Origin of the sequence: Pseudomonas sp. GL-RE-26 (assembly GCF_019956275.1) — a bacterium.
In the GTDB taxonomy this organism is placed as follows: Bacteria; Pseudomonadota; Gammaproteobacteria; order Pseudomonadales; family Pseudomonadaceae; genus Aquipseudomonas; species Aquipseudomonas grandcourensis.
In genome coordinates this window covers 17,873-33,483 of the sequence record NZ_JAHBDI010000006.1, presented here as the reverse complement: position 1 = coordinate 33,483, position 15,611 = coordinate 17,873, and the positions used below count along the sequence as shown (strand labels likewise).

Here is a 15,611-nt window from a genome sequence, read left to right as displayed (position 1 = left end):
GGGCGGATCAGTTGATCACCGGCCATCGTCAGGGGCGTCTTTGTGGCTCACTTTGGGGATGACATCTTCAGGGGCGTCCTTGATGTTCACCTTGGCGGTGACCGACATGCCCGGGCGGATCTTGCCGCGTAGCGGATTGTCCGCGGCGAAGGTCAGTTTGACCGGAATCCGTTGGACGACTTTGGTGAAGTTGCCCGTGGCATTGTCCGGCGGCAACAGGCTGAACTGCGCCCCCGAGGCGGCGAACAGGCTGTCGACCCGGGCCTTGATCGGCGTGTCGCTGTAGGCGTCGAAGGTCAGCTCGGCTTCCTGGCCGGGCTGCATGTGGCCAATCTGGGTTTCCTTGAAGTTGGCCTGAATCCAGATGTCTTCGTCCGGCACGATCGACAACAGGTAGGCGCCGGCCTGCACGTATTGGCCTTCGCGGGCTGCACGCTGGCCGATCAGGCCGCTGATGGGCGCGTGGATTTCGCTGCGGGTCAGGTTCAGTTCGGCCTGGGCCAGGTCGGTTTTTGCGTTGGCGATCTGCGCGTCGAGGCGTTTGATCTCCGCAGTCAGCGCATTGACCTGCTGGCGCTGACCTTGCGCGTCGGCCTGGGCCTTGGCCACTTGCGAGCGGGCGATGTGGTTGTCGGCGGAGAGCGAGGTCACCCGTTCTTCCGAAATAAAGCCTGGTTTGCGCAAGGTTTCGGCGCGGGTCAGGTCGATCTGCGAGCGACCCAGGCTGGCCTGGCTGGACGCGACTTGCGCTTCGCTGGCGGCAATCAGGCTGGCCTGCTGGGTCAGTTTGCTCTGGGCTTGCAGGCGCTCGGCCTCGCGAGTGGCCAGGGCGGCATTGGCGCGGTCGACAGCGAGGCGGAAGTCGTCGCCTTCGAGTTTGACCAGCAACTGGCCTTTCTCGACATGCTGGTTGTCCTGCACTAGCACCTGGTCGATGCGCGCGCCCAATTGGCTCGACACGCGGGTGATCTCGCCCTGGACATAAGCATTGTCGGTGCTTTCATAAAAGCGCCCTTTGAACAGCCAATGGGCAAACAGGCCCCCGGCAATCAACAGGACAATCAGCAGGAACGAGAAGAGGCGACGCTTGAGTTGGGCAGGCATGGGCAAACTGTAGTCGAGAAATTGTAAGGGAAGTTATCAGCAGGCAAATCTGGCATACAGCCGATAAGCGGTAAATGCCGTCGGCTGATATTTGGCCTTTCACCTCCCGATACGGGCGTTACAGACGCAACCTTGGCTTAAATGCCCTGTTCGCTGGAGCCGGGCGGGTGTCGCCTGTTACCATTCGCGCCTTGTTTGAACTTCGCTTTTATTCTTTTCGAGACATGCCATGACCACCGTCCGCACTCGCATCGCGCCATCGCCTACCGGGGATCCCCACGTAGGTACCGCCTACATCGCCTTGTTCAACTATTGCTTTGCCAAGCAGCACGGCGGTGAGTTCATCCTGCGGATCGAAGACACCGACCAACTGCGTTCGACCCGCGAGTCCGAACAGCAGATTTTCGACGCCTTGCGCTGGCTGGGGATCGACTGGAGCGAAGGCCCGGATGTCGGCGGCCCGCACGGTCCTTACCGTCAGAGCGAGCGCGGCGATATTTATCAGAAGTATTGCCAGCAACTGGTCGAGATGGGCCATGCCTTCCCGTGCTTCTGCACCGCCGAAGAGCTGGACCAGATGCGCGCCGAGCAGATGGCCCGCGGTGAAACCCCGCGTTACGACGGCCGTGCGCTGCTGCTGTCCAAGGAAGAAGTCGACCGTCGCCTGGCGGCTGGTGAGCCCCATGTCATCCGGATGAAAGTACCGAGCGAAGGCGTCTGCGTGGTGCCGGACATGCTGCGCGGCGACGTTGAAATCCCGTGGGACCGCATGGATATGCAAGTCCTGATGAAGACCGACGGCCTGCCGACCTACTTCCTGGCCAACGTGGTCGACGACCACCTGATGGGCATCACCCACGTATTGCGTGGCGAAGAATGGCTGCCATCGGCACCGAAGCTGATCCTGCTGTACGAATACTTCGGCTGGGAACAACCGGAGCTGTGCTACATGCCGCTGCTGCGTAACCCGGACAAGAGCAAGCTGTCCAAGCGCAAGAACCCGACCTCGGTGACCTTCTACGAGCGCATGGGCTTCATGCCCGAAGCGATGCTCAACTACCTGGGCCGCATGGGCTGGTCGATGCCGGACGAGCGCGAGAAGTTCTCGCTGCAGGAAATGGTCGACAACTTCGATCTCAAGCGCGTGTCCCTGGGCGGGCCGATCTTCGACATCGAGAAGCTGTCGTGGCTCAACGGCCAGTGGCTGCGCGACCTGCCGGTGGAAGAGTTCGCCACGCGGGTGCAGAAGTGGGCGTTCAATTCCGAATACATGATGAAGATCGCGCCGCACGTGCAGGGCCGGGTCGAAACCTTCAGCCAGGTGGCACCCCTGGCCGGGTTCTTCTTTGCCGGTGGCGTGAACCCCGATGCCAAGCTGTTCGAATCCAAGAAACTCTCGGGCGATCAGGTTCGTCAGTTGATGCAGTTGATCCTGTGGAAGCTCGAAAGCCTGCGTCAGTGGGAGAAGGACAGCATCACCGCGACCATTCAGGCGGTGGTCGAATCCCTGGAGCTGAAGCTGCGTGATGCCATGCCGCTGATGTTCGCTGCGATCACCGGCCAGGCCAGCTCGGTGTCGGTGCTCGATGCGATGGAAATCCTCGGGCCGGACCTGACCCGTTTCCGTCTGCGCCAGGCCATTGACCTGCTGGGCGGCGTGTCGAAGAAAGAAAACAAGGAGTGGGAAAAGCTGTTGGGCGCTATCGCCTGAGCACGCCTGACTCTGCGGTAGCCGTCGGAGGCCGGGATCTTTTGTTCCTGTCCTCCGGCGTTTTCCCCCGAACTTATGGGGCGAGGGCGGTAAGTGGTTGTTATGTCGGCAAAAAATTTTAAATTTTTTGAAAAATAAGTTTGACAGGCTTTCGATACGCCCTTAAGATTCGCCCCGTCCTCAGCGATGACATCAACGATGAGGGGCTATAGCTCAGCTGGGAGAGCGCTTGCATGGCATGCAAGAGGTCGACGGTTCGATCCCGTCTAGCTCCACCAATTTACACTTCAAGGCTTGGCCACACCGGTCTTGAAGCGATCAGCACTCAGCGTTGATCAGTTGTATAGAAGGGTTTGCGTCCCCTTCGTCTAGTGGCCTAGGACACCGCCCTTTCACGGCGGTAACAGGGGTTCGAGTCCCCTAGGGGACGCCAGTTTTACAGAAGCGATGTTGCAAGATGTCGCTCCGCCGCGAGGCGAAAAATCCGGGGCTATAGCTCAGCTGGGAGAGCGCCTGCATGGCATGCAGGAGGTCAGCGGTTCGATCCCGCTTAGCTCCACCAATTTTACAGTTCAAGGTCTGGCCACACCGGCCTTGAATCGATCAGCACTCAGCACTGATCAGTTGTATAGAAGGGTTTGTGTCCCCTTCGTCTAGTGGCCTAGGACACCGCCCTTTCACGGCGGTAACAGGGGTTCGAGTCCCCTAGGGGACGCCACGATTACCCGCTCTGCGGGATTTTATAAGGGTCATTCAATTATTGAATGGCCCTTTTGTTTGTCTGGCGTTTGGCCAAATTCCCCCATTTCCAAAAAAACTGTTCTTCAGACCAGCGGTCACCCCCATGACTTGCTAAAATTTATTATGAGAATAATATTTCAATCGTAATATTCGGAGGCAACGATGAACGATAAAAAAGCTCAAACCCGCGAACGCATCCTCAAGGCTGCCAGCGCAGCGCTGATTCAGCGCGGCCCGGCCGAGCCAAGTGTGGGCGAAGTGATGGGGGCGGCAGGCCTGACGGTCGGCGGCTTCTACGCCCACTTCGAAAGCAAGGACGCGATGATGCTCGAGGCGTTCAGGCAATTGCTCGGTCACCGCCGTGACCTGATTGCCGACATGGATGCGCAGTTGACCGGCGAAGAGCGCCGCGCGCTGGTGGCAGCGTTTTATCTGTCGCGCAAGCACCGTGATTCCTCCGAATCAGCCTGTCCGATCCCGGCATCGGTCGGCGAACTTGGGCGGCTGCCGGAAGCGTTTCGTGTCGCGCTCAATGAGCATGTGGAATTGATGGTCGCGCAGTTGGCGGCCAGCCCTGAGGAAACCGAAAAAGCCCTGGCCGACATGGCCTTGATGGTGGGTGGGCTGGCTCTGGCGCGGGCGCTGGGGCCGGGAGAGTTGTCCGATCGATTGCTGCGCGCCGCCAAATCGGCAGTGCGTTGACCTGAAGGCTGCGGCCTGAGGAGAATGCGATGAGCGCGTTAAAGTGGGTTCGTGGCGTTAATGGCACCTTGGGCTGGTTTGCCCCGAAACTGGTCGCAAGCAAAATGCGACAGGCGTTCATGACGCCACGGGATCTGCCGCTGCGTGACTGGGAGCTGCCGCTGTTGGCGAAGTCCGAGCGGATCACCCTGCGATTCGGCCTCTCGGCCTTGCGCTGGGGCCAGGGCCCGGCAGTATTGCTGATGCATGGTTGGGAAGGACGGCCGACGCAGTTTGCCAGCCTCATCACCGCACTGGTCGATGCCGGTTACTCGGTCGTGGCCCTGGATGGTCCGGCCCACGGTCGCTCACCGGGCAGTGAGGCGAATGTGGTGCTGTTCGCCCGCGCCATGCTTGAAGCAGCCGCCGAACTGCCACCCCTGCAAGCGGTCATCGGTCACTCCATGGGCGGCGCCAGTGCGATGCTCGCGGTCCAGTTGGGCTTGCGCACCGAAACCCTGGTCTCCATTGCCGCTCCGGCGCGAATTCTCGGCGTGTTGCGTGGTTTTGCCCGCTATGTCGGGCTGCCACCGAAGGCCCGCTCGGCGTTCATTCGCCAGGTCGAGCAAGACGTCGGCATGCGAGCCGCGACGCTGGATGTCGCACACTATCAGCTCGACATGCCCGGTCTGATTGTCCACGCCGAAGACGACAACCTTGTCTCGGTGAAGGAATCCCAGCTGATTCACGAAGCCTGGTTCGACAGCCGCTTGTTGCGTTTGAAGGACGGAGGTCATCAGCGAGTGCTGGCCGACCCGCGGGTGATCGATGGCGTGTTATCACTGCTGGCCGGGCGCAGTCTGCAATCACGCCAATCCGCCTGAGCTTCCGTTACACTGCCCCGGTCGAAATTATCTGACCAGGGAGTCGGGCATGGGCTGGGATCGGGAAACGCCGTTCATCATTGATCTGCAAGTGAGCGCCGAGGACATTGACGGGTTGGGGCACGCGAACAACGCGGTCTACGTGACCTGGCTCGAACGCTGTGCCTGGCGCCACTCCCAGCGCCTTGGCCTGGACCTGGTCGAATATCGGCGGCTGGACCGGGCGATGGCGGTGGTGCGTCACGAGATCGATTACCTGGCGGCAGCCTATGAGGACGATGAGTTGCAATTGGCGACCTGGATCGTCGATTGGGATCAGCGCCTGAAAATGACCCGGCACTTCCAGTTGATCCGCCCCAGCGACAACACCACGCTATTGCGCGCGCAGACCACGTTCGTTTGCATCGAGCTGTCTACCGGCAAGCCCAAGCGCATGCCGACGGAGTTCATCGAGGGCTATGGTCCGGCGTTGCAAATCCCGGCCTGACACGGCCCTGTGGCGAGGGAGCTTGCTCCCGTTAGAGTGCGCAGCACTCTTCATTTGCAGGGGGACCGCTTCGCGCTCCAGCGGGAGCAAGCTCCCTCGCCACAAAGGTATGCGCAAGTCTTTCGCTCGATAATCCAGTAAACTGCCGCACGTTTTTCCTCGAGTGTGTTTTTCATGCAAATTGCTTTGGCGCCCATGGAGGGGTTGGTCGACGACATCCTGCGCGATGTGCTGACCCGCGTGGGTGGTATTGACTGGTGTGTGACCGAGTTCATTCGGGTCAACGACCAGTTGCTCACACCTGCCTATTTCCACAAGTTCGGCCCGGAGTTGCTCAACGGTGCCCGGACAGCCTCCGGTGTGCCGCTGCGTGTGCAATTGCTCGGTTCCGATCCTGTGTGCCTGGCGGAAAATGCCGCACTGGCCTGCGAGCTGGGTTCCGAAGTGATCGACCTGAACTTCGGCTGTCCGGCCAAGACCGTCAACAAATCCCGTGGTGGCGCGGTATTGCTCAAGGAACCCGAGCTGCTCAACCAGATTGTCGAAACTGTCCGTCGTGCCGTCCCCGCGCACATTCCGGTCACCGCCAAGATGCGCCTGGGTTTCGACAGCCCGGACGGTTCGCTGGTGTGTGCCACGGCCCTGGCCGAAGGCGGCGCCGAGCATATCGTGGTGCACGCGCGGACCAAGGTCGACGGCTACAAGCCGCCGGCGCACTGGGAGTGGATTCCGCGGGTGCAGGACGTGGTCAAGGTGCCGGTGTTCGCCAATGGCGACATCTGGAGCGTCGAAGACTGGCGGCGTTGCCGCGAGATCAGCGGCGTGGAAGACATCATGCTCGGTCGCGGCCTGGTTTCGCGTCCGGATCTCGCCCGGCAGATCGCCGCGGCGCGGGCTGGTGAAGAAGTGGTCGAGATGACCTGGACCGAGCTGCTGCCACTGATCCAGGACTTCTGGCTGCAAGCCAAGGCGCAGATGACACCACGCCAATCACCGGGCCGCCTGAAGCAATGGTTGGCGATGCTGACCCGCAATTATCCCGAGGCGGTGGAGTTGTTCACCGTGCTGCGTCGTGAGACCGAGCTGGATAACGTCTCGCGTTTGCTGGGTCTGTCCGTGGCGGAAGCGGCCTGAAACTTTTTATAAAAAAAGCTGAAAATAATCTCTTGAAATGCAATCAGCGGTCCCTATTTAAGGGTTACGCGATGCCGAATTCGGGTCGCGGAGACAAAAAACCTTGCTGATTGTTTTCAGGAGATTTGAAACATGAGTACTGCATTTTCCCTGGCCCCACTGTTCCGTTCCTCGGTAGGTTTCGACCGTTTCAACGACCTGTTCGAAACCGCCCTGCGCAATGAGCCAGGTAGCACCTACCCACCCTACAACGTGGAAAAACACGGTGACGATCAATACCGCATCGTCGTAGCGGCCGCCGGTTTCCAGGAAGAAGACCTGGAGCTGCAAGTCGAGAAGGGTGTGCTGACCATCAGTGGTGGCAAACGTGACGCCAACGAGGGCGTGACCTTCCTGCACCAGGGCATTGCCCAGCGTGCGTTCAAGCTGTCCTTCCGTCTGGCGGACCACATCGAGATCAAGGCTGCCGGCCTGAGCAACGGTCTGTTGAGCATCGACCTGCTGCGGGTGATTCCGGAAGAGGCGAAAGCCAAGCGCATCCCGATCAACGGGGCGCAAAAGCCGGCTCTGCAACACTGAGTCAGAGCCAGAAGTCGGACTGGGTGAACGTCACCCAGCCGACTGACACCAAAGGACCCCGACTTGTCGGGGTCTTTTTTTGACTCAAGTCCAGCCCCATGCACTGCCGCAGACTCATTGCACGCCCCGTGATCGGTGGATTCCCAATGTGATGAGGTAGCGTTCCTCGGTGGGACGCTTGTTGTCCCTGAAGCGACTGACCACCAGCATCAATTGGTACTTGTCACCTGCTCGCCAGTAGGCTGTACCGCCTTTGTTGACATTGCGCAGTTGGGCTCGCCATTGCGGCGTGTCGGCGAACGATGGGAAGTCCTTGGCCCGGATGGGTACCCAGCCAGCGTTGCGCCATTGCTCCTGCAAATTCAGCACGACCTTGAGGGTGTCGTCGAGCAATAGCGGCTCGACTTGTGGGGACATGCGGACATTGCTGACCCGCTCATCATCGAAACTCACGCTAAAGAAACGAGCCAATGGAGTTACAAATCCGTATTGAGGATCTGCGAAGCGCAGACGGGCATCAGACTTCGGCATCCGCCCCCAATAATGTCCTGGAATGGCGGGGTCAATGACCGCGCTGGAACGACGGCGCATATCCTCCCAAGGCTCGCCAATCACCAAGGCGAGTTCCGGTTCGTCCGATAGCACTTCAATTGCTGCCAGCGTCAGGAGGGATACGACTGCCAGTGCCAAAATGCCACGCCGCCAGCCCACGCGATGCATCAAATTCATCGTACGCCCCCACCCCAGGCGATTTCGCGAATCGACTGCTCAATCTGACCGCGCTGGTCGCTATGCAGCAGGTCATCAAACTGCTGCGCGGCTCTGAGCACAAAGGGCATGCGCTGGTTGATATCTGCCAGGTTGGCAATGAGGCTGTTGCCAAAACCAATGGTGCGTCCGTCATCGACAGGACGACATTGGCTGGCCAGGGTCAACTCGATGGCCTCAGCGGCGCCGGAAGGAATCCCGATGACATAGGAAAGATGGTTACCGTACAGCAACGAGTTGAATCCCCAGTCGCTGTACATCGTCGGTTGCAGGATGTTCTGCTGTTCGTGCCAAGCCAGATGTTCAACACTTTTAGCGATGTTGCCAGCCTCAATTGCCTCGAAAGCCAGGAGGATTTCATCATGGTCAATCCCGAACTTCAGCGTTTCCTGCCCCACCGGCCACAGCACCGGATGCTCACCAGTGCCATAGATGTTCTTCCGTGAGGGCAGACAAGCCTTCAACGCCGCCAACCCCCGCTCCGCATAAAACACATGCAACGGATACACATCCAGGAACAGCGTGGTATTGCCCATGGCCAGCATCTCGTGCACGAACCGGTACATCCGTTGCGCGAGGGGCAACGCACTGTCGACCCCCCAATGGGTGAAGCCCCACACCGGGTTGTCACGGTTGGCCTGTTCGTAGTCGCGTTGGTGCTGCTCATACTCCTTTATCGTCGCCCGCTTTTCCCGCTCACTGGGGCTGAGCAAACCCACCAGCCCTTGCCTGGCGCTGTCCCTCAACTGCTGCATCGCCTCTTCTTCAGCCTGCATTTTCTCGATCGACTCCGCCGCGTGCAGCAGACCACAGCCCACCTGCTTGGAAGCGAAGGCGGCCAGGCCCGCCCACTGGAAGCGCTGATCATGGCGCCACAGTTGGGCGTAGGCGGCATTGATCGCCTTGTTACGCGCTTTCGGGTCGGTGATCAGCTGGCCGCCCGGCGCCACGACGTTTTCGACCCGTTGCTGGTAGCCGCGCCAGAGGTTCTCGCAGGCCGTTCCCGGCCGTTCGCTGAAGGAAGGCGTGGCAGTCTTCGGTGCTGAAGTAAACCCGGATTGGCGAGGCGCGACCGGTTGGCTGGGGGCGGGTGGTGGTGCGGGTTGAGCGGCTGCCCTGGCAGTCCGAGGGGCAGGGGCATCCTTCCCGACATAACTGGCATCGAAAAGCGAGGGCTTCAGTGTGGCTTTGCAGGGGCAACTGCTGACACTGTCCAATGTGCCGGCCACCAGCCTCCCGTGACTGTCCATGAATGAGACGCCACCCATGATTTCGTAGGTTTTGTTGTCCTTGCCGCAGGACACCGGGTCCCCTGCACGAGCATGGGCGAAGCCAAACATCATGATGCGGGTATCGGCCTCCAACACCTCGCCGCCGCAGCTGGTCTTGTCACCCTTGCGAATGAAATATCCCTTTGCCAATGCACTAACTCCTGACTTTTTGCGACTTGAGCGAGCAGCTCCAGTGCGCCCGCCTACGAGCAATTTGCGCCTGCCCCGAGTGAAAATGGAGGCATGGCAAAGTGCGACGCACAGGGTTAACGCGGGGGAAATAAACGTAAATGGGATGTTTCCGAGATGGGTGTAGGAAATGGAGAATCAATGGCTTTCTGCTACGGTCTTCCGGCGATAAGTTTGAAGGAAACCGGATTTTTCCAGCCAGCACGCGTAATCGTTCGCGTGCATCGCGAGCAGGCTCGCTCCTACAGGAGTGGGGTTATTTCAATAGTTTTTGAAACTCCTCCACAGGCAACGGCTGGCTGTGCAAATACCCTTGGTAGAAGTGGCATTCCAGCCCCTGCAGGAACTCAAGCTGCTCCGCCGTTTCCACCCCTTCAGCAATCACTTTCAAATCCAGGCTGCGGGCCATGGCGACGATGGCGCGGATGATCTCGGCGTCGTTCGGGTCGCTGGTGGCGTCACGGATGAACGACTGGTCGATTTTCAGGGTGTCGACCGGCAAGCGCTTGAGGTAGGTCAGCGAGGAATAGCCGGTGCCGAAGTCGTCCATGGCGAAGCTCACACCGAGTTTTTTCAGGCGGCGCATTTTGCTGATGGTGTCTTCCAGGTTCTGGATGACGATGCCTTCGGTGATTTCCAGCTTCAACAGGGAGCAGGGCAGGCCATAGCTGGTCAGGCTGTTTTCAATTCGTTCGACGAAGTCGTTCTGGCGGAACTGGCGCGGGCTGATGTTCACGCACAGGCTGAATTTGTACGGATTCACCAGGCCGTCGTCGATCAACTGTTTGAAGGCCTGACAGGCTTCGTCGAGGATCCAGGTGCCGACCTCCAGAATCAGTCCGCTGTCTTCCAGCACCTTGATGAACTCGGTGGGTGACTGCGCGCCGAGCTCCGGATGATTCCAGCGTACCAGGGCCTCGGCGCCGACGATGCGGTCGCCCCGGGCGTCGACCTGAGGTTGGTAGTGCACGCGAAACTCGCCCCGGGAAAGCGCCAGGCGCAGGTCAGTCTCCATGCGCAGGCGTTCGCTCGCGGCCTTTTGCATGGTGTTGTGGTACATCTGCGCGGTATTGCGCCCCGAGTCCTTGGCGCGATAAAGCGCGATGTCGGCGCGCTTGAGCAGGTCGGTCGGGGTCGAGCCGTGATCGGGGATCAGGGCAATGCCGATGCTGGGTGTCACTTGCAGGCGCTGGCCGTCGAGGAACATCGGTTCGGACAGCAGCTCGCGGATGGTGTCGGCCACTTCGCGAACCTGGTCGCTGACCTCGCTGCGCGAGCCTTCGAGGCCGCTGAGCAACACCACGAATTCGTCTCCGCCCAGGCGCGCGACGGTGTCTTCCATGCGCACGCTGGCCTCCAGGCGCGCGGTGATGATTTTCAGCACGGTATCGCCCACCGGGTGCCCGAGGGAGTCGTTGATGTGCTTGAAGTGGTCGAGGTCGAGGAACATCAGCGCGCCGCGCAGGTTATGCCGTTTGAGCAGGGCAATCTGCTGGCTCAGGCGGTCCATCAGCAAGGCGCGGTTGGGCAGGTTGGTCAGTGGGTCGTGGTAGGCCAGGTGGCGGATCTGCGCTTCGGCGTTTTTCAGCAGGCTGACGTCGCGCGCGGTCAGCAGCAGGCAGGCGGTTTCATTGAGGGTGATTGGTTCCACTGAGACTTCGACGGTGAGCAGTTCGCCGCGCTTGTTGCGCCCGAGCATTTCCTGGTGATGAACCCGGCCCTTGATCTGCAATTCGGCCAGTAGCGCCGAGCGTTGTTTTTCTTCCGCCCAGATCCCGACCTGGTACACCGTGCGGCCCACCACTTCCTCGGCGCGGTAGCCGGTCAGGCGGCAGAAGCCGTCGTTAACCTCCAGATAGCGCCCGGTGTCGCGCTCGGTGATAGTGATGGCGTCGGGGCTGGAGTGGAAGGCCTTGGCGAATTTCTCTTCACTGGCCTTGAGCGCCGCTTCCGAGCGCTGTTGCTGGGTGATATCGCGCAGCGTGGTGACGATGCAGGCCTGGTCGCCGACGCTGATCTGGCGGCTGGAAATCACGCAAGTCAGGACCTGTCCGTCCTTGTGCTGGACGAGAATGGCCACGTTGTTCAGGCCTTGTTCGCGGATCACTTGTTCGATCCGTCGCAGGCTTTTCGCCGAAGCGTCCCACAGGCCAATTTCGTCGGCGCTGCGGCCGATCACATCGGCGGTGCTCCAGCCGAAGGTCTGGGTGAAGCTGGAGTTGATTTCAATGAACTGGCCGGTGTCCTGGTGGGTGACGCAGATCGGATCGGGGCTGACCTGGAACAGCGTGGCGAATTTTTCTTCGGAGGCCACCAGCCGTTGTTCGCGCTCGACCTGGTCGGTGATGTCGAGCAATGTACCGGCCATGCGCACCGGCACGCCGTTTTCATCGCGGTAGAGGCGGGCACGGCTTTCGAGGTAGCGCGAGCTGCCGTCGGGCAATTGCACGCGGTAGGTCAATTGATAGTTGCCGGCCGGGCCTTCACGCAGGCTGCGGTACGCGTCGCGCATGGTGTCGCGCTCTTCGCCGGGCACACCTTCGAAGAACTCGTCGAAGGACTCGTGAAAGGGTTTGGCGTCCAGGCCGTGGAGTTGGGCGGCCCGTGCCGATCCGTAGAGCATGCCGCTGGGAATGTGCCAGTCCCAGGTGCCGAGTTGCGCCGAATCCAGGGCGAGGTCGAGGCGTTCCTGGCTGTCCTTGAGGGCCTGTTCGGCGACTTTGCGTTCGGTGGTGTCAAGGAAGGTGCTCAGTAGATAGGGCTGGCCTTCGAGCTCGACCTTTTGCGCGCTGAGGATGCCGTCGTGGATCTGGCCATTGCTGGCGCGAAACTGCACTTCCATGCTGACCAGGTCGCCTTTGGCTTTGGTGGCCTTGACCAGGTCGTCCCGTTGCTCGGGATGCACCCACAGGCCCAGCTCCAGGGTGGTGCGGCCGATCGCGTCTTGCACCGGCCAGCCGAACAGGCTTTCGAAATACTGGTTGGCTTCGGAGATCAGGCCGTCGTCCTGGCGGGTCAGCAGGACCATGTTCGGGCACAGGTGGAACAGGGTGGCGAAGCGTTTTTCCGAGCTGCTCAACGCCTGTTCGCGCTGGCGCTGGTGGGTAATTTCGCGGATCACACCGATCATCCGTGGCCGGCCGTGCTTGTCCGGCAACAGGCTGCCGCTGATCTCCAGCCAGTGCAGGCTGCCATCGGGCCAGCGGATGCGGTGATGCATCATTTGCTCCAGCGGCGCACCAGCGATGACCGCGTGGAACGCACGAACGGTTTTCGCGCGGTCTTCCGGGGGCAGCAGGTCGAGGTATTCCAGATCCGATGGCAATGGTTTACGGGGATCGAACCCAAACAACGCCTGCGTACCCCGGGACCAGCTGATCTGCCCGCGCTCGATGTCCCAATACCAGGCACCCAGGCGCGCGCCGTTGAGCGCGGCCAACAGTTGCGAGGCACTTTCCCAGCTCTGTTCGGAGTTTTTCGGGTCAAGTGCCTGTATACGCGGCATAGGCGGAATACGATCAACAGATTTGGGCATTGGCAAGCCTTAGGCTGAATGGGCGTTTGGCACGGGAATTCGCGGCTCTATAGGAGTAGCACAACTTAGCCTTGAGTCCCTGGCGGATCGAGTTGAGCATCCAGCAGGGCCATGAAAGCCCGCGCGGCGTTCGACAGTGTCCTTTCCGTGTGCAGGATATAGCCTAGCTGGCGAGTGAGCTGTATGCCCGGCAAAGGTATGCGCGCCACCTGGTCATCGAGCATGGTGCGCGGCAAAACGCTCCAGGCCAGGCCGATCGATACCATCATCTTGATGGTTTCCAGGTAGTTGGTGCTCATGGCGATGTTGGGCGTCAGGCCCTGGGCTTCAAACAGCCGCTGCACGATGTGGTGGGTAAAGGTGTTGCCGCCGGGGAAAACCGCCGGGTGTCGGGCGATGTCCGCCAGGCTGACCTTGCCGTTATTGAGCAATGAATGCTCCGGGGCAACCACGAAATCCAGCGGGTCGTCCCACACCGGGGTGGCCTTGACCAGCGCGTGGGGTTCCGGCGCCAGGGTGATGACCGCCAGTTCGGCGCGGCCATGGAGAATTTCCTCGTAGGCCACTTCCGAATCGAGGAACTGAATATCCAGCGCTACCTGTGGGTATCGTCGGGTGAACTCCCTCAATAATGGTGGCAAACGGTGCAGGCCGATGTGGTGACTGGTGGCCAGGGTCAGACGGCCGGTCACTTCGCCGGTGAGGTTGGTCAAGGCACGGCGCGTATCATCAAGGACATTGAGTATCTGGTAGGCCCGCGGCAGCAGGGCGCGTCCGGCCTCGGTCAGGCTCACTTCACGCCCCAAGCGGTCGAACAACCGCACCTTCAATTGCTGCTCCAGCCCGGCGATACGTTTGCTGATCGCGGGCTGGGTCAGGTGCAGCCGTTCACCGGCGCCGGAGAAGCTTCCGGTCTCGGCGATGGCAATAAAAGCATTGAGGTTGGCCAGGTCCATGGTTGTATTCCAGTTGGTTATCCAAAGCATAAAAAATATGAATTTGAGTTATTTAATGTAACCCCATAGGATCAGCCTCACAAGCCAAAGGGTTATTGAGCACTTCAAGACCCGGGGCATAGAAACAAGCTGATGAGGAACCGTCTGATGGCCGGCAAAACGCTCTACGACAAGCTCTGGGATTCGCATTTGGTCAAGCAGCGCGACGATGGCTCTGCGCTGATCTACATCGATCGTCACATCATCCACGAAGTGACCTCGCCGCAAGCCTTCGAAGGCCTGCGTCTGGCCGGGCGCAAGCCATGGCGCATCGATGCCAACATCGCGACCCCGGACCACAACGTACCGACCACGCCGGAGCGCAAGGGCGGCATCGACGCCATCGTTGACCAGGTCTCGCGCCTGCAAGTCCAGACCCTCGACGACAACTGCGATGAATACGGCATCGTCGAGTTCAAGATGAACGACGTTCGCCAGGGCATCGTCCACGTCATCGGCCCGGAGCAGGGCGCAACCTTGCCGGGCATGACCGTGGTCTGCGGCGACTCCCACACCTCGACCCACGGCGCATTCGGCGCATTGGCTCACGGTATCGGCACCTCCGAGGTCGAGCATGTGCTCGCCACCCAGTGCCTGGTCGCCAAAAAAATGAAAAACATGCTGGTGCGCGTCGAAGGCCAATTGCCGTTCGGCGTGACCGCCAAAGACATCGTGCTCGCCGTGATCGGCAAGATCGGCACCGCCGGCGGTAACGGCCACGCCATCGAATTCGCCGGCAGCGCGATTCGCGATCTGTCCGTCGAAGGCCGCATGACCATCTGCAACATGTCCATCGAGGCCGGCGCTCGCGTAGGCCTGGTGGCCGCGGACGAAAAGACCGTTGCTTACGTCAAGGGCCGTCCATTTGCTCCGAAAGGCGCGGAATGGGACCTGGCCGTCGAAGCCTGGAAAGACCTGGTGTCTGATGCCGACGCCAAGTTCGATACTGTTGTCGAACTCGACGCCACCCAGATCAAGCCGCAAGTCAGCTGGGGCACTTCGCCTGAGATGGTGTTGGCGGTGGACCAGAACGTGCCGGATCCTGCGAAGGAAATGGACCTGGTCAAGCGCGGCTCCATCGAGCGCGCCTTGAAATACATGGGGTTGACCGCCAACCAGGCGATCACCGACATTCAGCTCGACCGCGTGTTCATCGGTTCCTGCACCAACTCGCGGATCGAAGACTTGCGCGCTGCGGCGGTAATCGCCAAGGGCCGCAAAGTGGCCTCGACCATCAAGCAGGCCATCGTGGTGCCGGGCTCGGGTCTGGTCAAAGCCCAGGCTGAATCGGAAGGCCTGGACAAGATTTTCCTCGAAGCCGGTTTCGAATGGCGCGAGCCGGGTTGCTCGATGTGCCTGGCGATGAACCCGGACCGCTTGGAGTCCGGCGAGCATTGCGCCTCGACCTCCAACCGTAACTTCGAAGGCCGTCAGGGCGCCGGTGGTCGTACCCACCTCGTCAGCCCGGCCATGGCCGCCGCCGCCGCTGTGAACGGTCGTTTCATCGACGTCCGTGAATTGATCTAAAGGAG

General features: G+C 60.5%; 12 protein-coding genes and 4 tRNA genes. 11 read left to right on the top strand and 5 right to left on the bottom strand.

Annotation, left to right across the window (positions count from 1 at the left end; translation table 11 throughout):
• Positions 1 to 15 precede the first annotated feature (15 nt).
• Positions 16 to 1,104 (bottom strand): HlyD family secretion protein, encoded by a 1,089-nt coding sequence (locus tag KGB07_RS04440; RefSeq protein WP_046038168.1) that lies wholly within the window; start codon positions 1,102 to 1,104, stop codon positions 16 to 18.
• Positions 1,105 to 1,333: 229 nt separating this feature from the next.
• Between KGB07_RS04440 and gltX the strand changes: the two genes are divergently transcribed.
• From gltX to KGB07_RS04390, 10 genes are all read left to right on the top strand, one after another.
• Positions 1,334 to 2,815, top strand: coding sequence for a glutamate--tRNA ligase (gene gltX, locus KGB07_RS04435; protein WP_046038169.1), 1,482 nt, complete (start codon positions 1,334 to 1,336; stop codon positions 2,813 to 2,815).
• A 202-nt stretch (positions 2,816 to 3,017) separates the two neighbouring features.
• A tRNA-Ala gene (locus KGB07_RS04430) sits at positions 3,018 to 3,093 on the top strand.
• A gap of 79 nt (positions 3,094 to 3,172) precedes the next feature.
• A tRNA-Glu gene (locus tag KGB07_RS04425) sits at positions 3,173 to 3,248 on the top strand.
• Between the two features lie 53 nt (positions 3,249 to 3,301).
• A tRNA-Ala gene (locus KGB07_RS04420) sits at positions 3,302 to 3,377 on the top strand.
• A gap of 80 nt (positions 3,378 to 3,457) precedes the next feature.
• Positions 3,458 to 3,533: transfer RNA gene (locus KGB07_RS04415), tRNA-Glu, on the top strand.
• Positions 3,534 to 3,718: 185 nt separating this feature from the next.
• On the top strand, positions 3,719 to 4,258 hold the full coding sequence (locus KGB07_RS04410; protein WP_008050839.1) for a TetR/AcrR family transcriptional regulator: 540 nt from the start codon (positions 3,719 to 3,721) through the stop codon (positions 4,256 to 4,258).
• Between the two features lie 29 nt (positions 4,259 to 4,287).
• Complete coding sequence (locus KGB07_RS04405; protein WP_046038170.1) at positions 4,288 to 5,121, top strand: alpha/beta fold hydrolase; 834 nt, start codon at positions 4,288 to 4,290, stop codon at positions 5,119 to 5,121.
• 49 nt (positions 5,122 to 5,170) lie between these two features.
• Positions 5,171 to 5,608: an acyl-CoA thioesterase gene (locus KGB07_RS04400; protein ID WP_046038171.1), complete on the top strand. Its 438-nt coding sequence runs from the start codon at positions 5,171 to 5,173 to the stop codon at positions 5,606 to 5,608.
• Positions 5,609 to 5,782: 174 nt separating this feature from the next.
• Complete coding sequence (locus tag KGB07_RS04395) at positions 5,783 to 6,742, top strand: tRNA dihydrouridine synthase (protein WP_223464714.1); 960 nt, start codon at positions 5,783 to 5,785, stop codon at positions 6,740 to 6,742.
• Positions 6,743 to 6,874: 132 nt separating this feature from the next.
• Complete coding sequence (locus tag KGB07_RS04390) at positions 6,875 to 7,321, top strand: Hsp20 family protein (protein ID WP_063429319.1); 447 nt, start codon at positions 6,875 to 6,877, stop codon at positions 7,319 to 7,321.
• Between the two features lie 114 nt (positions 7,322 to 7,435).
• On the opposite strand, the gene KGB07_RS04385 is transcribed toward KGB07_RS04390, so the two are convergent.
• The 4 genes from KGB07_RS04385 to KGB07_RS04370 form a co-directional block, all read right to left on the bottom strand.
• Positions 7,436 to 8,050 carry a hypothetical protein gene (locus KGB07_RS04385; protein WP_223464712.1) on the bottom strand — a complete coding sequence of 205 codons (615 nt, stop codon included), beginning with the start codon at positions 8,048 to 8,050 and terminating at the stop codon, positions 7,436 to 7,438.
• Complete coding sequence (locus KGB07_RS04380; RefSeq protein ID WP_223464710.1) at positions 8,047 to 9,510, bottom strand: PAAR domain-containing protein; 1,464 nt, start codon at positions 9,508 to 9,510, stop codon at positions 8,047 to 8,049. Before KGB07_RS04380 ends, KGB07_RS04385 begins: the two co-directional genes overlap by 4 nt.
• Positions 9,511 to 9,805: 295 nt before the next feature.
• Complete coding sequence (locus KGB07_RS04375) at positions 9,806 to 13,084, bottom strand: PAS domain S-box protein (protein WP_046038173.1); 3,279 nt, start codon at positions 13,082 to 13,084, stop codon at positions 9,806 to 9,808.
• Positions 13,085 to 13,149: 65 nt separating this feature from the next.
• Entirely contained in the window at positions 13,150 to 14,040 is an 891-nt protein-coding gene (locus KGB07_RS04370; RefSeq protein WP_046038174.1) for a LysR family transcriptional regulator, read from the bottom strand.
• 147 nt (positions 14,041 to 14,187) lie between these two features.
• On the opposite strand from KGB07_RS04370, the gene leuC reads away from it, so the two are divergent.
• Positions 14,188 to 15,606, top strand: a complete 1,419-nt coding sequence (gene leuC / locus KGB07_RS04365) for a 3-isopropylmalate dehydratase large subunit (protein ID WP_046038175.1) — start codon at positions 14,188 to 14,190, stop codon at positions 15,604 to 15,606.
• The last annotated feature ends 5 nt before the right edge of the window (positions 15,607 to 15,611 follow it).